Source organism: Rhodopseudomonas sp. NSM, assembly GCF_052445935.1.
Classification (GTDB): Bacteria; Pseudomonadota; Alphaproteobacteria; order Rhizobiales; family Xanthobacteraceae; genus Rhodopseudomonas.
The window spans coordinates 277,273-298,615 of record NZ_JBQTCH010000005.1 but is presented as its reverse complement, the minus strand read 5'-3'; the positions used below and the strand labels follow the sequence as shown (position 1 = coordinate 298,615).

Annotated in this window: 21 protein-coding genes and 2 tRNA genes; 6 read left to right on the top strand and 17 right to left on the bottom strand. The window is 65.6% G+C overall.

Annotated elements, in window-relative coordinates:
* Positions 1-9: 9 nt before the first annotated feature.
* Complete coding sequence (locus ACTZWT_RS15330; RefSeq protein WP_444770637.1) at positions 10-810, bottom strand: alpha/beta hydrolase; 801 nt, start codon at positions 808-810, stop codon at positions 10-12.
* Between the two features lie 156 nt (positions 811-966).
* Positions 967-3,336 (bottom strand): TonB-dependent siderophore receptor, encoded by a 2,370-nt coding sequence (locus ACTZWT_RS15325; RefSeq protein WP_444770534.1) that lies wholly within the window; start codon positions 3,334-3,336, stop codon positions 967-969.
* Positions 3,337-3,598: 262 nt separating this feature from the next.
* On the opposite strand from ACTZWT_RS15325, the gene ACTZWT_RS15320 reads away from it, so the two are divergent.
* Positions 3,599-4,591: a helix-turn-helix transcriptional regulator gene (locus ACTZWT_RS15320; protein ID WP_444770533.1), complete on the top strand. Its 993-nt coding sequence runs from the start codon at positions 3,599-3,601 to the stop codon at positions 4,589-4,591.
* A gap of 28 nt (positions 4,592-4,619) precedes the next feature.
* On the opposite strand, the gene ACTZWT_RS15315 is transcribed toward ACTZWT_RS15320, so the two are convergent.
* The 4 genes from ACTZWT_RS15315 to ACTZWT_RS15300 form a co-directional block, all read right to left on the bottom strand.
* Positions 4,620-5,534 carry a hypothetical protein gene (locus tag ACTZWT_RS15315; RefSeq protein WP_444770532.1) on the bottom strand — a complete coding sequence of 305 codons (915 nt, stop codon included), beginning with the start codon at positions 5,532-5,534 and terminating at the stop codon, positions 4,620-4,622.
* Between the two features lie 70 nt (positions 5,535-5,604).
* Positions 5,605-6,723, bottom strand: a complete 1,119-nt coding sequence (locus ACTZWT_RS15310) for a glycosyltransferase family 4 protein (RefSeq protein ID WP_444770531.1) — start codon at positions 6,721-6,723, stop codon at positions 5,605-5,607.
* A 46-nt stretch (positions 6,724-6,769) separates the two neighbouring features.
* Entirely contained in the window at positions 6,770-7,249 is a 480-nt protein-coding gene (locus tag ACTZWT_RS15305) for a threonine/serine exporter family protein (protein ID WP_444770530.1), read from the bottom strand.
* Positions 7,246-8,049 (bottom strand): threonine/serine exporter family protein, encoded by an 804-nt coding sequence (locus ACTZWT_RS15300; protein ID WP_444770529.1) that lies wholly within the window; start codon positions 8,047-8,049, stop codon positions 7,246-7,248. The genes ACTZWT_RS15305 and ACTZWT_RS15300 overlap by 4 nt, the downstream gene beginning before the upstream one ends.
* A 155-nt stretch (positions 8,050-8,204) precedes the next feature.
* Here ACTZWT_RS15300 and ACTZWT_RS15295 point away from each other — a divergent pair, with 155 nt between their 5' ends.
* Positions 8,205-8,633 (top strand): hypothetical protein, encoded by a 429-nt coding sequence (locus ACTZWT_RS15295; RefSeq protein WP_444770528.1) that lies wholly within the window; start codon positions 8,205-8,207, stop codon positions 8,631-8,633.
* A gap of 60 nt (positions 8,634-8,693) precedes the next feature.
* On the opposite strand, the gene ACTZWT_RS15290 is transcribed toward ACTZWT_RS15295, so the two are convergent.
* Positions 8,694-9,158, bottom strand: a complete 465-nt coding sequence (locus tag ACTZWT_RS15290; protein WP_444770527.1) for an FKBP-type peptidyl-prolyl cis-trans isomerase — start codon at positions 9,156-9,158, stop codon at positions 8,694-8,696.
* Between the two features lie 187 nt (positions 9,159-9,345).
* Here ACTZWT_RS15290 and ACTZWT_RS15285 point away from each other — a divergent pair, with 187 nt between their 5' ends.
* Positions 9,346-9,696 carry a GrlR family regulatory protein gene (locus ACTZWT_RS15285; protein WP_444770526.1) on the top strand — a complete coding sequence of 117 codons (351 nt, stop codon included), beginning with the start codon at positions 9,346-9,348 and terminating at the stop codon, positions 9,694-9,696.
* 60 nt (positions 9,697-9,756) lie between these two features.
* On the opposite strand, the gene ACTZWT_RS15280 is transcribed toward ACTZWT_RS15285, so the two are convergent.
* The 5 genes from ACTZWT_RS15280 to ACTZWT_RS15260 form a co-directional block, all read right to left on the bottom strand.
* On the bottom strand, positions 9,757-9,996 hold the full coding sequence (locus ACTZWT_RS15280) for a pentapeptide MXKDX repeat protein (RefSeq protein WP_444770525.1): 240 nt from the start codon (positions 9,994-9,996) through the stop codon (positions 9,757-9,759).
* Positions 9,997-10,220: 224 nt separating this feature from the next.
* A complete protein-coding gene (locus ACTZWT_RS15275; RefSeq protein WP_444770524.1) occupies positions 10,221-11,126 on the bottom strand; it encodes a hydroxymethylglutaryl-CoA lyase in 906 nt (301 codons plus the stop codon).
* A gap of 117 nt (positions 11,127-11,243) precedes the next feature.
* Positions 11,244-13,259 (bottom strand): acetyl/propionyl/methylcrotonyl-CoA carboxylase subunit alpha, encoded by a 2,016-nt coding sequence (locus ACTZWT_RS15270; RefSeq protein ID WP_444770523.1) that lies wholly within the window; start codon positions 13,257-13,259, stop codon positions 11,244-11,246.
* Positions 13,259-14,863: a carboxyl transferase domain-containing protein gene (locus ACTZWT_RS15265; protein ID WP_444770522.1), complete on the bottom strand. Its 1,605-nt coding sequence runs from the start codon at positions 14,861-14,863 to the stop codon at positions 13,259-13,261. The genes ACTZWT_RS15270 and ACTZWT_RS15265 overlap by 1 nt, the downstream gene beginning before the upstream one ends.
* Positions 14,864-15,094: 231 nt before the next feature.
* Complete coding sequence (locus tag ACTZWT_RS15260) at positions 15,095-15,400, bottom strand: ETC complex I subunit (protein WP_444770521.1); 306 nt, start codon at positions 15,398-15,400, stop codon at positions 15,095-15,097.
* A 265-nt stretch (positions 15,401-15,665) separates the two neighbouring features.
* Between ACTZWT_RS15260 and ACTZWT_RS15255 the strand changes: the two genes are divergently transcribed.
* The gene (locus ACTZWT_RS15255) at positions 15,666-16,964 is read left to right on the top strand and encodes an OpgC domain-containing protein (RefSeq protein WP_444770520.1); all 1,299 of its coding nucleotides are present in this window, start codon (positions 15,666-15,668) and stop codon (positions 16,962-16,964) included.
* A gap of 55 nt (positions 16,965-17,019) precedes the next feature.
* On the opposite strand, the gene ACTZWT_RS15250 is transcribed toward ACTZWT_RS15255, so the two are convergent.
* The 4 genes from ACTZWT_RS15250 to ACTZWT_RS15235 all read right to left on the bottom strand — a co-directional run bounded on the left by ACTZWT_RS15250 (position 17,020) and on the right by ACTZWT_RS15235 (position 19,401).
* A tRNA-Pro gene (locus ACTZWT_RS15250) sits at positions 17,020-17,096 on the bottom strand.
* Positions 17,097-17,153: 57 nt separating this feature from the next.
* On the bottom strand, positions 17,154-17,633 hold the full coding sequence (locus ACTZWT_RS15245) for a DUF192 domain-containing protein (protein WP_444770519.1): 480 nt from the start codon (positions 17,631-17,633) through the stop codon (positions 17,154-17,156).
* Between the two features lie 134 nt (positions 17,634-17,767).
* Positions 17,768-18,433 (bottom strand): cold-shock protein, encoded by a 666-nt coding sequence (locus ACTZWT_RS15240; protein ID WP_444770518.1) that lies wholly within the window; start codon positions 18,431-18,433, stop codon positions 17,768-17,770.
* A gap of 206 nt (positions 18,434-18,639) precedes the next feature.
* Positions 18,640-19,401: an SIR2 family NAD-dependent protein deacylase gene (locus tag ACTZWT_RS15235; RefSeq protein WP_444770517.1), complete on the bottom strand. Its 762-nt coding sequence runs from the start codon at positions 19,399-19,401 to the stop codon at positions 18,640-18,642.
* 528 nt (positions 19,402-19,929) lie between these two features.
* Here ACTZWT_RS15235 and ACTZWT_RS15230 point away from each other — a divergent pair.
* Positions 19,930-20,379, top strand: coding sequence for a VOC family protein (locus ACTZWT_RS15230; protein ID WP_444770516.1), 450 nt, complete (start codon positions 19,930-19,932; stop codon positions 20,377-20,379).
* A 318-nt stretch (positions 20,380-20,697) separates the two neighbouring features.
* Here ACTZWT_RS15230 and ACTZWT_RS15225 read toward each other — a convergent pair whose 3' ends face one another.
* On the bottom strand, positions 20,698-20,955 hold the full coding sequence (locus ACTZWT_RS15225) for a PilZ domain-containing protein (RefSeq protein ID WP_322516925.1): 258 nt from the start codon (positions 20,953-20,955) through the stop codon (positions 20,698-20,700).
* A 282-nt stretch (positions 20,956-21,237) separates the two neighbouring features.
* Here ACTZWT_RS15225 and ACTZWT_RS15220 point away from each other — a divergent pair.
* Positions 21,238-21,312: transfer RNA gene (locus ACTZWT_RS15220), tRNA-Glu, on the top strand.
* Positions 21,313-21,343: the final 31 nt, after the last annotated feature.

Below are 21,343 nucleotides of genomic sequence, written 5' to 3'. Positions count from 1 at the left end.
TCTTTCGTGTCATCGCGCCGGCCGGCCGAGCGCGAAGCCGACGGCGCGGCCGAGCGCGGCGGGAACCACCGAGCCGTGGTCCTCGCCTTCGAACATCACAAATTTCGTGAGCGGCCCGCGCCCCTCGAGCGCTGTCAGCCAGGCCGCCAGTTCGCGGGCATTGTCGACCATCCGGTTGTGCTGCTTCCATTGCGCGCGGCTTGCCGCGTTCGCCGCGTCCGCCTCGATCATCGTCATCTGCTGCTCCAGTTCGCCGATCGTGATCAGGACGCTGGCGTTGACGCCGATGCTCCTGACCCGTCGCGCGAACGCCGCGGTGTAGTCCTGCGCCAGATAGCGATGCCACCAGATCGACGGGCTCGCCGCGATGTAGTGGGTGAAAGCATCCGGCCGGGTGAACAGGGCGTGCAGCGCGAACAAGCCTCCGAATGAATGCCCGAACAGCGCCTGCCGCTGCGGATCGACCGGAATTTTCCGGGCGATCAAGGGGCGCACAGTGTCGAGCAAGAAGTCGAGAAAGGCGTCGGCGCCGCCCACCGCTCCCCACTGCGAGCCGTCGGGCCGTTCGGGAAGATCGTCGACCGCCACCGGCGGGGTGTAGTCGCAGGCGCGGCGATCCAGATCGAGCGGCAGATCGGTCGGATAGCCGATCGCCACGATCACCGCCGGACTGATGCCGGTGGCATCGGGCCTACGCGCACGCAAGCCGACGATCTCGGCGGCGGTGCCGAACACCGCGTTGCCGTCGAGCAGATACAGCACCGGATAGCCCGCCGCTCCGGCCGGTGGGCCGACCGGAGCTGCGATCATCACGTCATAGGCCAGTCCCGACGCAGACTGAACACGGATCCGCTCACTTCCCGGAACCGCATAGGCAGGGCCGCTCGGAAGACGATCCCGTTCCCACGCCTCGCCCGATCGCCCTTCCGTCTCCGGCTGCTCGACCAACGCGTTCATCCCCGGCCCTTACCAACGATACCGCAGCGTCGCCAGCACGGTACGGCGCAGGCCGTAATAGCAACCCGCATCGAAGCTGGTGCCGACGCCGCAGGAGGCGACATAGACCTTGTCGAACAGGTTGCTGGCATTGATCGAGAACCGCGTCCCCTTCAGCGAAGGCGACAGATATTCGAGATCGTAGTGCAGCGCCGCGTCGGTCACCGTGTAGCTCGGCACCACCAGCGTGTTGATCGAGTCGCCGAAGCTCTCGCCGACATAGCGGACGCCGGCGCCGAGGCTCAGGCCGCCGAGCGGTCCCGAACTGACGTGCTTGAAGTGATACAGCCCCCACAGCGCCGCAAGGTGTTCGGGAACCTGCACCGGCCGTTTTCCGAGTTCGGTCGCGGTGTTGGTTTCGGTGATCTTCATGTCCTGGTAGGTGTATGAACCGATCAGGTCGAGCCCGAAATCGAGACTGGCCTTGACCTCGACCTCGACGCCGCGGGTCTGGACCGCGCCGGTCTGAATGCTGCAGCGAGCGGTGGCGACGCCGCTGCAACCGACGTGGGTCGGATTCGGATCGGCCGTCTGAACATTCCTTTGGGTCAGTTCGTAGCCGGCAATCGTCGCCAGCAGCCTCTGGCCCGGCATCTCGTATTTCAGGCCGCCTTCGATCTGTTCGCCGGTCGTCGGCTTGAACGCCGTCCTGTCGAAGCTCAGCACCGTGCCGGTGACCGGCTCGAACGACGTGGAGTAGCTGACATAGGGCGCAAAGCCGCTGTCGAAGTGATAGAGCGCGCCGACCCGGTAGGTCCAGGCGTCGTCGGACTGCGACGCCAGCGTCCTGGCGTTGGTCGAAAGCGTCGTCTGACGATAGTCGAAGCCGGCGCGGTCGTGCCGCCCGCTCAGCATCAGCACCAGCCTGTCGAACTTGATCTGATCCTGCAGATAGACGCCGAACTGATTATTGACCTGCGTCGCATCGGTCTGAAAGGCCGGCGTTGCGGAAATCGTGCCGTACACGGGGTTGAGGAAGTCGATCGACGGGACGGCAGCCGAGGAACCCAGTTTACGCGAGGCGTCGGCATATTGATAATCGAGACCGAACAGCACGGTGTGGCTGAACGGCCCCGTCGACAGCTTGGCTTCGACCTGATTGTCGAGTGCAAGCGTATCGACCTGTTCCAGCACCTTGGACTTCGAGCGGTTCAAGGTATGCAGATTGGCGCCGAAGCCGCTGAACGACACGCCCTGGAAGTCGGTGGCGAGGTTCATGTAGCGCAGGTTCTGCCGGACCGCGAGCGCATTGTTGAAGCGATGCTCGAACTGGTAGCCGACCGATGCCTGCTTGCGCGAGAACACCTCGTAGTTCGGATCGCCGACGTTGAAGCTGGTCGGGATCTGGCCGAAGGGATTGGCCGTGACGGTGCCGCGCGCCGGCAAGAACACGCTGTACCAGCTGTTCGGATCGTAAGTGTAGTTCGCCAGCACCGTCAGCGTGGTGTCGAGGCTCGGCCGATAGGTCAGCGCCGGCGCGATCATGTAGCGCTGATCCTCGGTGCCCGACACCTGCGTGCCGGAATCCCGCGCCAGGCCGGTCATCCGGTAGAGCCACTTGCCTTCGGTGTCGGCCGGACCGCCGAGATCGAACGCGGCCTGCTTGCGATCCCAGGTGCCGCCACTGAGTTCGATTTCGCCGAACGCCTTCTCGGTGGGCTTCTTGCTGACCAGATTGACCAGCCCGCCGAGGCTCGACTGACCATACAGGATCGACGCCGGGCCGCGCAGCACCTCGACGCGCTCCAGCCCGTAGGAATCCACCGTCGGCACCGCGAACGAGATGCCGCGTTGCAGCTTCAGCCCGTCCTGGAAGCCGACGAAGCCCTGCAGCGGGCCGTTGTTATTGCCGAAGCCGCGCACCGGGACGATGTCGTAGCGGCTCGAAGGTCGGAGATCGACGAAGGTGCCGGCGGTGTAGCGCAGCGCTTGCGACACGCTCTGGGCGCCCTGGTCACTGATCTGGTCGCGCGTCACCACCGACACCGACGCCGGGGTTTCGATCAGCGCCGTATCGGTCTTGCTGCCGCTGGCGCTGCGTCCGGCGACGTAACCGGCGACCGGGCCCGTCGCCGTCTCGGCCGCGCTGGTGGCGGCTGCCGCCGCGGGCGGAGCCGAGGTGGAACTACGTCCGCGTTGTGACCTCGCGACCGATGCCGGGGCGTTCCGCGTCCGCTGCGCGCGAGCCGCCGGACGGGCGCGACTGGGCTCATCGACGACAACCGGTGGTAGCGACGAGCCGGATGCCGACTGCGTGGCGGTCTGCGCGCCACCCTCTGTCGGCAGCGCCAAAGTCACCGCCAATCCACCGATGGCGGCCAGCCATCCTCGCGCCGCCATGCCCCGCTCTTGCATCACTGATCCCCGTTACTGATGAAGCTGACTAGCAGGATCAGTTACGGCAGATGCTGCGGTGCGGCCATAGGGGGAGTTTTGCGCGGACGTGAATCATCTCTGCTGGATCTTACAATCGTTCCAGACCACCGCCGGTGCGGCCGCCGCGCTATCCAGTCTAGAGACCTTATAGTCTTGCCGATGCGCAATCGCGAAGCGAGGCGTGTATGGTCGCGCTTTGCAAATCCTGAAGCAAAAGGGTGATCAGATGCTTTCGGATCAACCGGAGAAGATCGTCCGCGCGGACGATCTCAGGCGCCTCGCTGGTGCTAACGACAGTGCATTCCGGCTGGTCACACCCGGGCTGGCAGGTAGCTCGCCGATCCTGGTCGGAGAATTTCGAAGGGTCCACCTGCGGTCGGGATTGACGCTGCACACCACCGATACACGCGAAATCCACGACCTCCACACCGAGGCGACGCAGCCTGCGGGACTCACCATCGCCTTGTTTCTTCGGGGCCGGGTCCGGGTCTGGCTGGGCGGCCGCCTGGAGGAACTCGGCACGACCGGAGACGCGACCAACGTCGAGGCGATCGCGATCGCCCGGTCGTCGTCCGACAGCTTCGTCCGGCAATCGGTCCGTGGCGCCCACATCCGCAAGGTCAGCGTCACGGTGAGTCCGGCGTGGCTCGACCAGGAGGCGCTGGGCGACTCCGCCGAATGCGTCGAGGCGCTACGCTTTCTCCGCACCCATCTCGACACTCGCCGCTGGAGGGCGACGCCACGCCTGACCGCGATCGCCGAGCAGATCCTCAACCCGCCGCCGCTCGCGGAGCCGCTCGAGCGGCTGTACCTCGAGTCCCGCTCGATCGAGATGGTGGCGGAAGCGCTGCACGCCATCACCGACACGTCCGACTACGCCGATGTCGCCTCAGTGAATCCGGCGCATCGCCGCTGCATGCAGCGCGCCTGTGAATTCATCGACGCCCATCTCGACCAGGACCTGACCCTGCAATCGATTTCCACTGCTGCCGGACTGAATCCCGGCGGGCTGCAGCGGGCTTTCCGCCTTCTCCACGGCATGACGCTGTTCGAATATGTCCGCGGCCGCAAGCTCGACTTCGCCCGCGATGCGCTCGAACGCGGCAACATCTCGGTCGGCGATGCCGCGCGTATGGTCGGCTACAGCACGCTCGGCAATTTCTCGACGGCGTTTCGCCGACGCTTCGGCGTCACCCCCCGGCAGATCCGTTCACCATAGCGGGACGATCTTGCGCCGATGGCCGCGCTCACCGGCTGCACCTTGCGCTGCAAGCGGACTCGGCGCCTCGCCGCGCCGCCTCGAGATGCGGCGCCAGGATCTCCTTCACGACGCGGCGCTTGTCGCGCATCACGTCGGGTTCGCCCATCTGGCCGACTTCGTGCAGCCATGAACCGCACCATTGCAGCGGCCCGTCATAGGTGCCGATGCCGTCGCGATACGGCACGAAGCGCGACGGTGATTGCACCAGCTTGTCGAGATCGTAGCGGCTGTACAGCGGCCCCCAATTGGCACCGCCGGTGTCGAGACCGATGAACCAGTCCTGGCCGAAATCGAGATCGAGATCGCGCACCACAGCGAACCGCATCATGCTGAAGCCGGCCCACAGAAACCATCGGCTGTTATCCGGCTCGGCGAAGCGGACGTAGCCATAGATCTCCTGGGTGGCGAGCGGCGCGAACGGATCCTCCGGCGCGGTCGGAAACAGGTCGTGGTCGAGCAGCCCGAACGCCTCCGGCGCGCCGGGCCGCAGCACATTGTGCCAGATCCAGTTCAGCGCAATGCCATGCGAGCGGCTGCTCTTCTTCCACGGATTTTCAGGCACGCGCAGATAGCTTACGCCGTGCGCTTGCGCGACGCGCTCGATCCGCTCCGCGACGTCGTCGTCCGGCGAATTGTCGACCACGACATACAGCGCGTCGGGCAGGAAATGCCGCAGCAGCGTCGCCTGCAGTTCGATCGCTTCCGGGTCCATATAGGCGACGGTCACCAGCACCTTGCGGCCAGCGATGCCGCGGGCGACCGCGGCGGGATCGCCGACCCGTGCGGGCGCGCGCCGATACTGTCTGTCGATCCATCGATAGCGCGCGGTCTTGATGCCGTGCGATAGCGGGCGCAACCGCTGCCAGTCTGCCCGGGTGTACTCGCTCAACGGCTTCGGCATGCTGTCGTCCGTAATCGTCTCGGTGTGAGGTGCCGGCCTGCGCGGTTGCGGTGGATGCCGCGCGCCATTATCAGCCGCCGGTCAGAAGCTGCGGGTTCTCGATGATGTCGGCGGCCCTGTCGAGGCCGCGATACAGATCCTCGGCGAGGCCGTAGGCGACGCCGTTCGCGCTCCAGTGATCGCGCTGTGACGCCGAGGCCGCCGCCGCCAAAGCCGCCGTCAGCGCCTCCTGGGTGAACGGAATCGAAATCACCTGCCCCGCCTTCGCCTTGACGACATGGGGCGCGTAGCCGCATTCGGCCGTGGTGATCACCGGCAGCCCGTTGATCAGGCTTTCGAGGATCACGGTCCCGGTGGTGTCGTAGCGCGCCGGGTGAACCAGCAGGTCGGCGGCTGCCATCAGTTCGGGAATGTCGGGGCGGAAGCCGAGTAACTGAACACGATCCGCGACGCTGACGCCGCGGGCCCAGCTCAGCACCTGCCCGGCCTGCTTGCCGCCCTGCTTGATTCCGGCGATCGCCAGTCGTGCCGAACCGAACTGCTTCAGCGCCGTCAGCGTGCGATCGAGTCCTTTCACGCTCGGCTGGTTCGCGATCGCGAGCCAGAGTTGATCCGATGCGGCGACACCGAGGCCCTCGCGCAGCCGCTCGCGGGTGCCGTCGGTGCGATACTCGGGATGCCGGCGGCCGGGATCGATCGTCGGCGGCAGAATGGCGATGCGGTCCGGCTCGGTCGACCAGACGCTGCGGAAGTCCCGCGCCTGATTCTCGCTCAACAGCATGCAGGCCGTCTTCTGCCCCTGCCTGAAGCTGTCGGCTTCCAGCAGCAACTGAATCCGCCGACGCGCGCTCCATCTCGCCAGCCAGCCGACGCGGCGGGCGGCGAGGCACGGATCGGCGCAATACAGCACGTCGAGGCCGAGCAGCTTGCCGAACCCGACCACCCGATCGAACCGCCCCTCGCAGCGCTCGACCACGGCCTCCGCGAACTTCAGGTCGCGGCGATGATTGCTGATCGCGCGATTGCGCAACAATTCGACATGCAGCCCAGCCGGAAGCTCGCCCTTCTTGCGCTCGGCGAAAATCGTCACTTCGTGGCCGCGCGCCACGAGCCGAGACGCGATCGCCATGCAGTCCCGCTGCAGCCCGCCGGCGGAAAACAACGTGACGATGGCGAACGCGATTTTCATCGATCGACTCTCGAAGCGGCGGTGACGCGGGCTGTGGCAGCGTTGCTCAGAACTGCCGGCTCCGCAACAGATAGGCCGGGATCGCCAACCCCGCGCCGATCGCGCCGACGATCGAAATCACGCGAATGAAAGCCTGCGCCGAGGCGACGAGCTGGCCGACGGACTGGCCCGACGTGTCGGCAGCGACCGACATGTAACCGAGCAGTGCCTGGCCGAAAAAGGCGCCCGGCACCATCGGGATGCAGCCGGCGAGCGCAATCGCGTGGCAGGCGACGCCGAGCCAGCGCCGCCCCAGAATCGCAATGCAGGAGGTGCCGATCGCGGCGAGGAAGGTCGCGGCCTCGAGGCTCGCGCCGTGCTTCTGGCTGAAGGTGCGGATGCCGAGCGCCAGCGCGCCGGCGACCGCGCACCACGCCAGGGAGCGCCAGCCGAAATTGAACAGCACCCCGAAGCCTGCCGCGGCGATCGCGCCGAACGCGGCTTGGTGCGCGAGATGAGGTAGCATCGCGATCAGATCGTCGGTCACACGTGGATCCTCAGCACGAATTCGGCGACCCACAGCCCGGTGACCGCGAACACCATGATCATGATCACCCAGACCGCGCGGGCGCTGCCCATCGTCGGGTAGCCGTCCAGCACGTCGGTCTGCGCGTTGGTCGACGGCACGCCCGGCACCAGCAGCAGGATCGAGGCCATCATCGCCAGCTCGATTGTGCCGCTGCCGGCCAGCCGCGCGCCGAGACCGCCGAGCGTCGCGGCGATGCAGCCGATGATCGCGGCGACCACGAACACGTTGACCCGACGCCCGAGCAGCCAGTGCCGGATCCGCTGCCCGATTCCCGCCGCTGCCAGCATCGGCACGAACGACAGCCAGTCGGCGCCGAGCAGCCGGCCGAACGCGGCGCAGGCGGCGCCGGTCGCGATCGCCACCAGCCATGGCGGATGCCTCGGCGTATCGCGCTGCAGCCGGTCGAGCTCGCTCTCGATCTCCTCCGGGGTCATTCCGCCGCGCGAGGCACGCAGCACCAGGTCGCGCACCGCGAAGTCGAGCCGGTGGTTCACGCCGTGGGGGCCGATCTGCATCATGCGCGTGATGGTGTGGCGGCCGCGCTCCAGCGTGATCTCGAACGAGGCGTAGCCGGAACGCATCCCCAGCACCTCGACGCCGAGCCCGCCGGCAATCATAAGCGCGCCCTCGTGGACGACGCGAACCGAAGCGCCGCTCTGCGCCAGGATCGCGCCGGCGCGCAGCGTCACATGCGCGATGCGGTCGAGCGCGTGGTGATGGGCTTGATCGGTCTCAGTGGTATCTGGATGGGTATCCATCTTGCGTTTTCAGTTGTCAGACCATTGAACGGAACATTCGAACCACTGCCATTCGCCAACTCCATGACGATCCCAAGCCTGGCGACCCCAAGCCTGGCGACCGAAATTCGGACGATAGTACCATCTGTTAGTTCGTCGGATGAGATGTCGAGTCATTGATTGCGATCACTTCCAATTCGGAAGCACAGGACTATGCTGACCCGGTTCCCGGCGTGATGCCATTTCGAGGAATGAGGTTGGACATGAAAATTCCGGTGTTGGCCGTGGCGCTCGTCGCCGCTGCAGTGATTGTATTCGCCGCGATGAACTCCCAACGCGAAAATGTCGCGTCGAACGAAGCGACCACCGAGGCGCCCGCGATCGCGCTCGCCCCGATCAACCCGGTCAAGACCCTGACCTCGTCCAGCTGTGCCTCGGATGGTTGCCCGGTGGCGTGCGAGTCGGGCGAGACCCTGCTGTCGGCGATCTGCGTCAGCGGCAGCAAGGCGCGATTTGCCGACTCCCTGCGGGTCGAGAAAGGCGCCCTCACCGCGACCTGCAGCACCAAAGCGGGCAGCATCCTGGTCTATTGCGGTCGCCCGTAAGCCGGTCGCCGGCGTGCAGCCGCCTGCGATGGCGAGCGGCTGCACGATCCGTTGGAACGCTCAGCCCTTAACGCCGAGCAGTTCCACTTCGAAGATGAGCGTCGCATTCGGCGGAATCACGCCGCCGGCGCCGCGTGCGCCATAGCCGAGTTCCGGCGGAATGATCAGCGTGCGCTTGCCGCCGACCTTCATGCTTGCGACGCCCTCGTCCCAGCCCTTGATCACGCGGCCCATCCCGATCGGGAATTCGAACGGCTCATTGCGATCGACCGACGAGTCGAACTTCCTGCCCTTGACGCCATTCTCGTACAGCCAGCCGGTATAGTGCATCACGCAGATCTGGCCGCGCGCAGGCGATGCGCCGGCGCCGATCTGGGCATCCTCGATCTTGAGGCCGGAGGGCGTGGTGACGGTCTTGGCGGTGTCGGACATTGCGGGGGTACTCGTTGTCAGGGTCGCGGTGGCGGACAGCGCCGCGACGAAAGCGATGGCCAGCATGGCGCGGGCGCGGTGGACGAAAGGCATCGGGATTGTCCTCGGACAGCTCGGGTCGATCACGATCGAGGCCCCGTTCTAGACACAACGGGACCACATCACAACCGCCGCACGGAACTCATTCGCCCGGGAACACGAGGCCCAGGCCCGTTCGAGCATTTCGCGCATTGCGCGAACCGCCCGCAGCGGTAAGCTGCAGCGGGACATTGGCGCGCCGATGCGAAACGGGCTGTATTCGATCCACATCCGGATGCTCGACGGAGTCCGTGGCTGGTCCAACGGAATCATCATCCTGCGCGACGGCAAGCTGCTCGGCGGCGATCCGTATTTCTGGACGGTGGGGGACTACACGGTCGGCGACGGGCATTGGAAGGGCGAACTGCTGACGCGGCAGCACACACCTTATGCAGAGACCCCGGCCCGGCCGGTGTTCGCCGGTCGCGAGGTCACGACCGGCTTCACCGGCACATTCGCCGACGATAGTTCCGAAGTCTTCGGCACGTCGCTGGTCGGCAGCCGCAGTGTCAGCTTCCGCGCCACGCTGCTCTGGCTCGCCGACACCGGCTGACACGATCAAGCCGGCAAGCCGGCCCGACCGTGTCGGAGCGAGCCCGCGCCGAGACGGCGCTTACTTCTTCATGCCGTCCTTCGACATGCTGTCCTTGTGCATGCCGTCCTTCTTCATGCCGTCTTTCGACATCGAATCCTTCGACATCGTGTCTTTCGCCATGGTGTCCTTCTTCATGCCGTCCTTGGACATCGTGTCCTTCTTCATGTTGTCCATGGCGAACGCCGCCGGCGCGGCGGCGAGGCTGAGCGCGACAACGGCGGCGGAGAGGCCGACGGCGATACGGGTGCTGATGGTCATGTTGCTGTCATCCTGTTGCAAGCGATCGGGACGCGGCGAAAGCCGCTAACAGACCAGACGGACGCAGCGATGCGTTTGTTACGCGCGGACAGGGAATATTGCCGAACGCCTCGCGGTCCTTCGGTTGCGCTGCAGCATAGCACGCGCGGCATCGACGCCTCCGCGCGGGCTTCGCTTCGCTCTGCCCCCTACCGGCTACAGGCTACAGGCTACAGGCTCGCTTGCTAACTCGCCCGCTTGTTCTTCGCATTCAGCGCATTGACCACGCGGCTGACCGGCGGGCGGCCGAGCAGCGACGCCACAATGTTGGTCGCGGCAATCAGCCTGTCCATATCGACGCCGGTCGCGATCCCCATGCCTTCCAGCATGTACACCACGTCCTCGGTCGCGACATTGCCGGTCGCGCCCGGCGCATAGGGACAGCCGCCGAGGCCGCCGGCGGCGCTGTCGATGACGCGCGCGCCCTCTTCCAGCCCGGCATAGAGATTGGCGAGCGCCTGCCCGTAAGTGTCGTGGAAATGCATCGCCAGCGCGGCCATCGGCACCGCCTCGGCGCAGGCGCGCAGCAATTCGCGAACTTTCTTCGGCGTGCCGACGCCGATGGTGTCGCCGAGCGAGACTTCGTAGCAGCCGAGATCCCACAGCGTGGTCGTGGCGTCGACCACCGCCTGCACCGGCACGTCGCCATCGAACGGACAGCCGAGCACGCAGGAGACGTAGCCGCGCACTTTGATATTGTCGGCCTGGGCGCGCGCGATCACCGGCCTGAAGCGCTCGATCGATTCCGCGACCGAGCAATTGATGTTGGCGCGCGAAAATCCTTCCGAGGCCGAGGCGAACACCGCGACGACTTGCGCGCCGGCGGCGCGCGCGGCGTCATAGCCCTTCTCGTTCGGCACCAGCACGTGGAATTCGCCTTGCAGCTTCAGCGACGCGCGCAGCACTTCGTCGGAACCTTGCATCTGCGGCACCGCCTTCGGCGATACGAACGCGCCGACCTCGACGGTGGAAAGCCCTGCGCTGACCAACGCTTCGACAAAGGCGATCCGATCGGCGACGCTGACCGGCGTCTTCTCGTTCTGCAGCCCGTCGCGCGGGCCGACTTCGACGATGCGGACGGTGTCGGTCATTGGACTACTCTCAAGCAGTCGTCATGGCCGGGCTCGTCCCGGCCATCCACGCCTTACGCGTTGCTACGCAGAAAGACGTGGATGCCCGGCACAAGGCCGGGCCTGACGGTGAATGGTTCATTCCGGGTCCGGCTCGAGCTCGGCGAGCTCGGCGCCTTCCTGCACGATATCGCCGACCTTGCACTTGATCGCCTTGAGTGTGCCCGCGAACGGCGCGCGCAGAGTCTGCTCCATCTTCATCACTTCGAGCGTCAGGATCGCGGCGCCCTTTTGGAGTTTCGAGCCCAGCTCGGCGAGCAGCGCCACCACGGTGCCGGGCAGCGGCGCGACGATCTTGTCCTCGCCGACGGCCTCCTCGCTCTCGCCGCCGAACGGGTCGACGAGATGCAGCTCGAACCGGCCATTGCGGGTGCGAACATACAGCTCGTGGCCGTCGACCACGGCGGAGACGCGAGACCGCGTTCCGCCGAGCGTGACGTCGAGGCCGTCGCTGCTCGCCGCCGAGGCGAACGGCAAATCGCGGCCCTCGATCGTCAACGTCGCGGCGCCGCCCCCGTAAGTCAGTTCGACCTTGTGGTCGGTGTGTTCGGCGCCCTGCCCGCGCCGGAACACGAAGCTGCGCTTGCGCCGCCCGACCGGCATCCAGCCGGATGCGCGCCACGGAGTCGGCCCTTCGGCGCGCGCAGCGTCGTCCTCGCTGCGCAGGATCGCGGCGACCGAAGTCGCCAGTTCGAGATCGCCGAGCGTCGTCTGTGCCGCCGTCAGCGCCGCGAGATTGCGTTCGATGAAGCCGGTGTCGATGGCATTGGCGCGCACGTCCGGATGCGTCACCAGCGCCGACAAAAAGGGAATGTTCGTCACGACGCCGCGGACATCGGTCTCGTTCAGCCCGCGGTCGAGCCGGTCGATCGCCGCTTCGCGGGTCGGCGCGAACGCGATCACCTTGGCCAGCATCGCGTCGTAATACGGCGACACGCTGTCGTCGGCGCGGTAGCCGGCGTCGATGCGCAGGCCGTCGACCTCGGCCGGCGTGCGCCATGTGCTGATGCGTCCGACCGAGGGCATGAAGTTCTTCGCCGGATTTTCCGCATAGACCCGCGCCTCGATGGCGTGGCCGTTGAGCGCGAGCTGATCCTGCGTCAGCGGCAGCTTTTCGCCGAAGGCGACACGCAACTGCCATTCGACGAGGTCCACACCCGAAATCAGCTCGGTGACCGGATGCTCGACCTGCAGGCGGGTGTTCATCTCGATGAAAAACACGTCGCGGCCGTCGGAGACGAATTCGATGGTGCCGGCGCCGACATAGTTGACAGCGCCGGCCGCGCGCCGCGCCGCTTCGCAGACCTTGTCGCGCCCTGCCGCGTCGAGCGTCGGCGACGGTGCCTCCTCGATCACCTTCTGGTGGCGGCGCTGCAGCGTGCATTCGCGCTCGAACAGCGAGACGAGATTGCCGTGGCTGTCGCCGACGATCTGCACCTCGATGTGGCGCGGATTGTCGACGTATTTCTCGATCAGCAGCGTATCGTCGCCAAACGCCGCCTTGGCCTCGCGCTTGGCGCTGACGATCGCCTCGGACAATTCATCCGCCTTGCGCACCACGCGCATGCCGCGACCGCCACCGCCGGCCGAGGCCTTCACCAGCACCGGGAAGCCGATCCTGTCGGCCGCTTTCGCCAGCGTCGCGTCGTCCTGCGCCTCGCCGTGATAGCCCGGGACCAGCGGCACGCCGGCCTTTTCCATCAGCGCCTTGGAGCCCGATTTCGAGCCCATCGCGGTGATCATCTGCGGCGTCGGGCCGACGAAGACGAGGCCGGCATCGGCGCAGGCTTGCGCGAACTCGGCGCTCTCCGACAGAAAGCCGTAGCCGGGATGGATCGCCTCGGCACCGCTCGCGCGCGCAGCCTCGATGATGCGCGCGATGTTCAGATAACTGTCGGCCGCCCGCGCAGGTCCCAGCAGCACAGCTTCGTCGGCCTCGCTGACATGCAGCGCACCGGAATCAGCTTCGGAATACACCGCGACGCTGCGCAGCCCCATCGCGCGCGCGGTGCGGATGACGCGGCACGCGATCTCGCCGCGGTTGGCGATCAGCAGCGTGCGGAAGCGCTTGTACAAGCCTGTCGTTGCCATCATCACATCCTGAACAGGCCGAATGTCGTCGGCTCGATCGGCGCATTGCTCGACGCCGACAGCCCGAGGCCGAGCACGAGCCGCGTATCGGCGGGGTCGATCACGCCGTCGTCCCACAGCCGCGCCGTCGCGTAATACGGGCTGCCTTGAGTCTCGTATTGCGCGCGGATCGGCGAGCGGAATTCCTCTTCCTCCTCCGCGCTCCAGGCGCCGCCCTTGGCCTCGATATTGTCGCGGCGGAGCGAGCTCAGCACCATCGCCGCCTGCTCGCCGCCCATCACCGAGATCCGCGCGTTCGGCCACATCCACAGAAAGCGCGGCGAATACGCCCTTCCGCACATGCCGTAATTGCCGGCGCCGTAGGAGCCGCCGATCACGATGGTGAATTTCGGCACGTTGGCGGTGGCGACCGCCGTGACCAGCTTGGCGCCGTCGCGCGCGATGCCGCCGGCTTCGTACTTCTTGCCGACCATGAAGCCGGTGATGTTCTGCAGGAACACAAGCGGGATGCCGCGCTGGCAGCACAGCTCGATGAAATGCGCGCCCTTCAGCGAAGATTCGCTGAACAGGATGCCGTTATTGGCGATGATGCCGACCGGGAAGCCCCAGATATGCGCGAAGCCGCACACCAGCGTGGTGCCGTACAGCTTCTTGAACTCGTCGAATTCGGAGCCGTCGACGATCCGGGCGATGATATCGCGGACGTCGAACGGCTTGCGGCTCTCGGCCGGGACAATTCCATAGAGCTGCTCGGCCGGATACAGCGGCTCGCGCGGCGCGCGCATGTTGAGCACCGCCCGCTGCGGCGGCTTCAAGGTGCCGACGATTTTCCGCGCGATGCCGATCGCATGCGCATCGTTCTGCGCATAATGATCGGTGACGCCGGACTGCCGCGAATGCACGTCGGCGCCGCCGAGTTCTTCCGCCGACACCACTTCGCCGGTCGCGGCCTTCACCAGCGGCGGGCCACCGAGGAAGATGGTGCCCTGGTTGCGCACGATGATGCTCTCGTCGGACATTGCGGGCACATAAGCGCCGCCGGCCGTGCACGAGCCCATCACCACCGCGATCTGCGGAATGCCCTGCGCCGACATGTTCGCCTGGTTGAAGAAAATCCGGCCGAAATGCCGCTCGTCGGGAAACACCTCGTCCTGCTGCGGCAGAAAGGCGCCGCCCGAATCCACCATGTAGATGCACGGCAGATGGTTCTGCCGCGCGATGTCCTGCGCGCGCAGATGCTTCTTCACCGTCATCGGATAGTAGGTGCCGCCCTTCACCGTGGCGTCGTTGGCGACAATCATGCATTCGCGGCCAGCGACCCGGCCGACGCCGGTGACGATCGACGCCGAATGCACGTCGCCGCCATAGAGGCCGTTGGCGGCGAGCGGCGACAATTCGAGAAACGCGGTGCCGGGGTCGAGCAGCAGGTCGACGCGGTCGCGCGCCAGCAGCTTGCCGCGCGCGGTGTGCCGGGCGCGCGATACCTCCCCGCCTGCGCCGGCGACGCCGTCGAGCTTGTCCTTCAGCTCCGCGACCAGTGCGCGCATCGTCTCGGCATTGCGCGCGAATTCGGCCGATCCGGGATCGATCTTGGAATGCAGGGACATGGCGTTTCCGCTTTTATGGCTCGCCCCGGGGAGGAAGCGTTCGGGTCATGGTGTCATCGCGCGGGCGCAGGATGCAACCCCAACCTGCTGCGCTCCGAACAGGCGCAGCCCATAGCGGCACGGCTCGCAGCCGGCTTGCGCCGACAGGTCACGCGCCGGCCGATCAAAACGCTCTGCGCCGGAGCCTGCCATCGGCGGCAGTCCGGCGGAGAGTCCGGTCGGCGGATCCGGTCAGTGCGTCCAGGGCTCGCCGCGGCGAAAGGCGAAATTGTCGGCATAGGCCGCGCGCCGGCGGACCGGGAGCTTCGGCTCCAGCACCTGATACGGGATGCCCTCGCGCTCGCAATAGGCGATCGCCTCCTCGCGGGTGTCGAAGCGCAGGCTGATCTGCTGCTGCATGTCGGTGGACGAGGTCCAACCCATCAGCGGTTCGATCACCCGCGGTTGCTCGGGTTCGTAGTCGAGTTGCCAGTCCCGGGTCTTGGCGGTCCCGGATTGCATCGCGTTCTTGGCGGGCTTGAAGATCCGTGCGGTCATCGAAGGTTCGGGCCTGTCAGCTGCATTGCGGCGGTTTGGTGAAAGCGGCGCTCATAGTGTATCTTGGTGTGTCTTTCGAAGTCGAACATTTGCGTCACATTATAAGGGTCACGAAACGCAGCAGTTCGTGATCGGCACCGGCCACTTGTGATTCCGTCGCGAGGCGGTTGGTTTCAGAATTGGGTATATTCGGTCCCCGACGTCATGACAATCGATCGGGACCGACTACAACGGTTTCATAAAAAGACACGGGACGAACGGCTCCATGGAAATTCAGGCAATTCTCCCCGGCAAGGGCCGCGATCTGCGGCTGGACCTGTTCCGCGGCGTGGCCAACTGGGCGATCTACCTGGATCACATCCCGGACAATGTGGTGAACTGGATCACCACCCGGAACTACGGTTTCAGCGACGCCGCCGACCTGTTCGTGTTCATTTCCGGCTACACCGCGTCGTTCGTCTACGCCAAGATGATGCTGGAGCGCGGCTTCATCGTCGGCGGCACCCGGCTGACCAAGCGTGTCTGGCAGCTCTACGTCGCCCACATCGTGCTGTTCGTGATCTACATCGTCGCGATCGGCTACGTCGCGGTGCGCTTCAGTGACCCCGACATCATCAACGAATTCAACGTCGCAGGCCTCGTCGACAACCCGATCGAGACGCTGCGCCAGGGCCTGCTCTTGAAGTTCAAGCCGGTCAATCTCGATGTACTGCCGCTCTACATCGTGCTGATGGGGCTGTTTCCGCCGGTGCTGTGGCTGATGCTGCGCAAGCCCGATGCGGTGATGATCGCGTCGTTCGCGCTGTATTTCGCCGCGCGGCAGTTCGACTGGAATCTGCCGTCCTATCCGGCCGGCACCTGGTACTTCAACCCGTTCTGCTGGCAGTTGCTGTTCGTGTTCGGCGCCTGGTGCGCGCTCGGCGGCACCACGCGGTCGCGCTCGATCATCAATTCCAGCTATATGCTGTGGTTCTGCATCGCCTACATGATCTTCGCGCTGGTGATGACGATGGCCGGCCGGTTTCCGACCCTCGGCGAAATGTTCCCGACCTGGCTGTTCGACGCTTTCAACCCCAACGACAAGACCAATCTGGCGCCCTACCGCTTCCTGCATTTCGCGGTGCTCGTCGTGCTGGTGGTCCGCTTCGTTCCGAAGGACTGGAAGGGGCTGGAATCGCCGATCTTCGACCCGCTGATCAAATGCGGCCAGCAGTCGCTCGCGGTGTTCTGCGTCGGCGTGTTCCTGTCCTTCGTCGGCCATTTCGAACTGATGATGAGCTCGGGCTCGCTGCTGGCGCAGATCATCGTCAGCGTCACCGGCATCGCGCTGATGACGCTGGTGGCCTACTACATCACTTGGTCGAAAAAGCAGGACAAGCCGATGAAGCCGGCGATGGCGACGGCCGCGCCCGCGGCCCAGCCGGCCGGCATGGCGGCCTCGGCCGCGACCGTGGCGGCGGCCGGGCTCGGGCCGAATGCGCCCGGCGCGCCCGCCTCGGCCGCCGGCACAGTTTCTCCGGCAGCGGCGCAATCGGTGCCGTCGGCCGGATCGGGGAAGACGTGAGATTGAAAGGCTGACAACGGTCGGGAACGGCGGTGCGGACCTTCCGTCGCGAAAGTGGTCGGGGCAACAGGATTCGAACCTGTGACCTGCAGTACCCAAAACTGCCGCGCTACCAGGCTGCGCTATACCCCGATGCCGTGTCGGTTCGCCGTCGATACACGCTTCGGCGGACCCCAGCAAGCCGCCGGTTCAGCGGCCCTTGAACAACGGATGCCCGACGCGGTCGCCGGCGGCGATGCCGAGTTTCTTGGCGGTGCCGCCGATCACCTCCAGCACGCCCGTCACCGGACCGCCGGAGGCGATGATCTTCGTCGACATCGGCTCGGTATTCTCGGCGATCCGCAGGATCCGGCCGTCGGCGCGGATGAAGATCATGTCGAGCGAAATGTAGGTGTTCTTCATCCACATCGACACAGGCTGCTCCGGCCGGAAGTCGAACAGCATGCCCTGCCCTTCGGGCATCTGCTTGCGATACATCAGGCCGGTCTCGCGCTCCTGCTCGGTGGTCGCGATCTCGACGCTGAAGACATGCACGCCGGTCTTGGTGACGATCTCCAGCGTCTCCATCTTGGCCGCCTGCGCGTTCTGCGCGGCGAACGCGCACAGCAGCAGCAAGGCGACCAGCGCGCTCAGCACCCGGCCGGCATATCCGCAACGAAAGCTTGTCATCGACGCAACCTGTCCCGTCCAGTTCAATCCGGGACGACCCTAGCGCGACGATCATGGCGAACACCAGACCGCGCCGCGCAGAATGTCCGCGCGCCGCCGGCAATGGTCAAATTTTCAGGATCCGGCGCGGCGCGTCAGTGCGAGGACAATCCCGGGGCGCCATTCTCGGGCTGGATCTCCGCCGCCATCATCCCCTTGGAGCCCGGCCCGAACCGCACCAGCACATACTGGCCGGGACGCAATTCGGTCATGCCGTAGCGCCGCAGCGTCTCCATATGCACGAAGATGTCCGGCGTGCCCTCGCCGCAGGTCAGAAAGCCGAAGCCGCGCAGCCGGTTGAACCATTTCACCTGGGCGCGCTCGAGCCCGCTGGTCGGCGTCACGCTGACATGGGTGCGCGGCGGCAGCATCTGGGCGGGATGGATCGCGGTCGACTCGTCCATCGAGACGACGCGGAACGCCTGATAGCCCTTGGCGCGCTGGACGCATTCCACGACGATGCGGGCGCCCTCATAGGCGGTCTGGTAGCCATCCCGGCGCAGCACGGTCACGTGCAGCAAAACATCTGCCGCGCCATTGTCGGGGACGATGAAGCCGTACCCCTTCGAGGCGTCGAACCATTTGATGACGCCACCGATTTCGACCAGGTTCCCCGATTCGGCGATGCCCGCGAAGGCGCCCCCGACGCCGTCGCGAGGCAGGTATGCGTCGCGAGGCGCGAATTCCACGGCCCCGGACCGTATGGCGCCGGCGGCTGTCGATACGCCTGGCTTTTTGGACTCAAAACCGTCCGACCCCATGACCCCGGACCCCGCGCGTCAGAATTACAACCGTGTCGCCACCGCGACGCCAGCAATCCGCGTGCCCCAGTTCCATGACCAATCAGGATTGCGCCGCCGCGAATCTATTAATGCAAAGATAACACCGCGATGCCTCTCGCAAAGACAAAAAACGCGCGAGGCGACAGCTATGAACAGGCTTGAATACCTGCGAATCATACGGGGATTCAGTTGCCGACGAACGGTCCGAGCGTTTCGCCGATGTCGTGCCGGATCACCAGATCGGCGATCTCGTCCTGCTCTGTCGGCTCGTTGTTGATGATCACGAGCTTGGCGCCGGACTCTTTCGCGAGCATCGGAATCCCGGCGGCGGGCCACACCACCAGCGACGATCCGATCGCCAGAAACAGATCGCAATTCTGCGCGAGCTGGCTGGCATAACGCATCTCGTCGACGGGCATCGCCTGACCGAACGAGATCGTCGCGGTTTTCACCGGCTCGTCGCAGGCGGTGCAATGCGGCGCATGGCCGGCGCGCTGGAACCACTGCCGCACCCAGTCGAGTTCGTGGCGTTTGCCGCAGCCGATGCAGCGCGCATAGGTGGTGTTGCCGTGCAGTTCGACGACGTCGCCGGCACCAATGCCCGACGCCTGATGCAGATTGTCGATGTTCTGGGTGATCACCGCCGGCACCTTGCCGGCCTTGTACAGCGCGGCGAGCGCGCGATGGCCGCGTCCCGGCCGCGCCGCCGCGAAGGTGTCTTCCATCGCGAAGCGCCGCCGCCAGGCCTCGTCGCGCGCGTCCTGCCGCGCGACGAATTCCTCGAACGGGATCGGCCGGTTGCGGGTCCACAGCCCGCCGGGCGAGCGGAAATCCGGAATCCCCGACTCGGTTGAAATCCCGGCGCCGGTGAACGGCACGATCACCGAGGCGCCGGCGATCATGTCGCCGAGCTGTTCAACTCCGCTGCGCAGGTCGGGTGCGATCATGGCTGCAACATCCAACAAACATCAGACCCATCGCAATTTGCCCCGCCCGGCGCAAGCCAGGCCGGCGCGGGACGGATATGCCGATGTCGGTGCGCGAGCTGGCGCCGATCACGAATGGGTTCCGTTGCACGGATTCGAACCCACATTTTTTTGAATTGCAACCTGAGCATACCCCGTCGATAGTCGGGTGTCTCTACGGATGACCTCCCCGAAAAGAGCCCCGTGACCTCCAAGGCGGGGCTCTTTTTTTGTCGGCGGTTGTGGCCGGTTCGCCGGCTTCGGTTTCTCGTCGACTGGGTCATCTTCGTTTTCGTCCGGTTCGCCGCATTCCCCTGCATGCGATATCATCGACAAGTGACGGGCCCCGGAGCATCGCTCCGGGGCCCGTGTGTCTTCGCAGCGCCGGGTTCATCGATTGCGCGTGCGAAGCGGCGCACGGAAATGCCCGCACGTTCGGCCCGCGCTTTCCAATCCCGCGGTTTCGTCGCAAGATCGCGCTGCCACCCGCCTCACGGAGACACCACCATCATGCGTTTTCTGCACACCATGCTGCGCGTCCGCAATCTCGACACCGCGCTGCAATTCTTCTGCGGCGCACTCGGCCTCAAGGAGGTCCGCCGCATCGACAACGACAAGGGCAAATTCACGCTGCTGTTTCTGTGCGCGCCCGAGGACGAGGAGTTGGTCAGGCAGTCGAAGGGACGCCCGGCCCCGACCATCGAGCTGACCCACAATTGGGACGAGGAGACCTATGGCGAGGATCGCTTCTTCGGCCATCTCGCCTACGAGGTCGACGATATCTATGCGACCTGCGACCGACTGATGAAGATGGGCATCACCATCAACCGCCCGCCGCGCGACGGCCAGATGGCGTTTGTGCGCTCGCCGGATCTGCATTCGGTCGAACTGCTGCAGAAGGGCGACGCGCTACCGCCGCAGGAGCCGTGGGCCTCGATGCCAAACACCGGCCACTGGTAATCACCAGTGTAGCGCGACGTGGCGAACTAACACGTCGCGTACACGTCGCCGCGTTTTGTTCCGGATCGAGCGCGTTCGAAAACAGTCGCCCTCCAGGAACCAGCGTCGCTGCATGACGTTGGTTCTGCAAATCATGGAGGTTGACATGGCACGTGGACTACTTCTCTGGCTGATCGGCATTCCGATCCCGATCATCATTCTGCTCTGGCTGTTCTTCGGCTGATCGCGATCGCTGCGAACGCAACAGGCCCCGTCATTGCGGGGCCTGTTTTGCGTTCGAGAGGTTGTCGATCGACCGGTGACGTTGCGTCCTGTCGTTCAACTGACGAATTTGACGCCGACCGTCGTGCCGCGCCGCCACACCACTTCGCAATTCCGGCCCGTGCGGGAATCACGCGAAAACGCCAGCCGCAGTTTCGGCCCAAGCGAGATCGCGTCCGCGAGGGTGAGCTTGGCGCCCGAGGTCGACAGATCGACGACCTCGCAGGGCCGCGCCGCGAATCCGCCGTCCAGCGTGATCCAGCCGCTCTGTCGCACCGACTTGCGCGAGTCGCGCTTGTTTCGTTCTTTGGCCATGTCCGCTCCGTTACCCTTCGGTCTAGGCTCGCGGCCTTGAAAAAACGTTGCAAACTTGATCGAATTTTCGGGGTATTTGCGGTTCTTGGCGCGGCGGACTTGCCCGGCCCGGCAAACGCCACTATACGTTCGCCCGCCGCTGACGCACGGGGCCCCATGGCCGCTCGCTCGGAGGCGCCGCCAGTCAGCGCACCGCGTTGATATGGTTCGAGAATACGACGTACGACCGTGCGTTTCCGCCGGCCAGCGACCCCGAATCCGGTTCGCGCGCCACGCGGCTTCGCTCCCTTCGTCTATCGGTTAGGACGCCACCCTTTCACGGTGGAGAGAGCGGTTCGATTCCGCTAGGGAGCGCCAAAACTAACCCCCTGAAAACATTAACGGGCGC

What these genes read in the sequence shown, in the direction of transcription:
- ACTZWT_RS15260 (WP_444770521.1), bottom strand. Translation starts at nt 15,400, where the DNA reads ATGACCGCACGGATCTTCAAGCCCGCCAAGAACGCGATGCAATCCGGG.
- ACTZWT_RS15235 (WP_444770517.1), bottom strand. Translation starts at nt 19,401, where the DNA reads ATGATCGCACCCGACCTGCGCAGCGGAGTTGAACAGCTCGGCGACATG.
- ACTZWT_RS15245 (WP_444770519.1), bottom strand. Translation starts at nt 17,633, where the DNA reads ATGACAAGCTTTCGTTGCGGATATGCCGGCCGGGTGCTGAGCGCGCTG.
- ACTZWT_RS15255 (WP_444770520.1), top strand. Translation starts at nt 15,666, where the DNA reads ATGGAAATTCAGGCAATTCTCCCCGGCAAGGGCCGCGATCTGCGGCTG.
- ACTZWT_RS15330 (WP_444770637.1), bottom strand. Translation starts at nt 810, where the DNA reads ATGATCGCAGCTCCGGTCGGCCCACCGGCCGGAGCGGCGGGCTATCCG.
- ACTZWT_RS15290 (WP_444770527.1), bottom strand. Translation starts at nt 9,158, where the DNA reads ATGCCTTTCGTCCACCGCGCCCGCGCCATGCTGGCCATCGCTTTCGTC.
- ACTZWT_RS15230 (WP_444770516.1), top strand. Translation starts at nt 19,930, where the DNA reads ATGCGTTTTCTGCACACCATGCTGCGCGTCCGCAATCTCGACACCGCG.
- ACTZWT_RS15280 (WP_444770525.1), bottom strand. Translation starts at nt 9,996, where the DNA reads ATGACCATCAGCACCCGTATCGCCGTCGGCCTCTCCGCCGCCGTTGTC.
- ACTZWT_RS15265 (WP_444770522.1), bottom strand. Translation starts at nt 14,863, where the DNA reads ATGTCCCTGCATTCCAAGATCGATCCCGGATCGGCCGAATTCGCGCGC.
- ACTZWT_RS15285 (WP_444770526.1), top strand. Translation starts at nt 9,346, where the DNA reads ATGCGAAACGGGCTGTATTCGATCCACATCCGGATGCTCGACGGAGTC.
- ACTZWT_RS15225 (WP_322516925.1), bottom strand. Translation starts at nt 20,955, where the DNA reads ATGGCCAAAGAACGAAACAAGCGCGACTCGCGCAAGTCGGTGCGACAG.
- ACTZWT_RS15320 (WP_444770533.1), top strand. Translation starts at nt 3,599, where the DNA reads ATGCTTTCGGATCAACCGGAGAAGATCGTCCGCGCGGACGATCTCAGG.
- ACTZWT_RS15315 (WP_444770532.1), bottom strand. Translation starts at nt 5,534, where the DNA reads ATGCCGAAGCCGTTGAGCGAGTACACCCGGGCAGACTGGCAGCGGTTG.
- ACTZWT_RS15325 (WP_444770534.1), bottom strand. Translation starts at nt 3,336, where the DNA reads ATGGCGGCGCGAGGATGGCTGGCCGCCATCGGTGGATTGGCGGTGACT.
- ACTZWT_RS15275 (WP_444770524.1), bottom strand. Translation starts at nt 11,126, where the DNA reads ATGACCGACACCGTCCGCATCGTCGAAGTCGGCCCGCGCGACGGGCTG.
- ACTZWT_RS15310 (WP_444770531.1), bottom strand. Translation starts at nt 6,723, where the DNA reads ATGAAAATCGCGTTCGCCATCGTCACGTTGTTTTCCGCCGGCGGGCTG.
- ACTZWT_RS15300 (WP_444770529.1), bottom strand. Translation starts at nt 8,049, where the DNA reads ATGGATACCCATCCAGATACCACTGAGACCGATCAAGCCCATCACCAC.
- ACTZWT_RS15240 (WP_444770518.1), bottom strand. Translation starts at nt 18,433, where the DNA reads ATGGGGTCGGACGGTTTTGAGTCCAAAAAGCCAGGCGTATCGACAGCC.
- ACTZWT_RS15270 (WP_444770523.1), bottom strand. Translation starts at nt 13,259, where the DNA reads ATGATGGCAACGACAGGCTTGTACAAGCGCTTCCGCACGCTGCTGATC.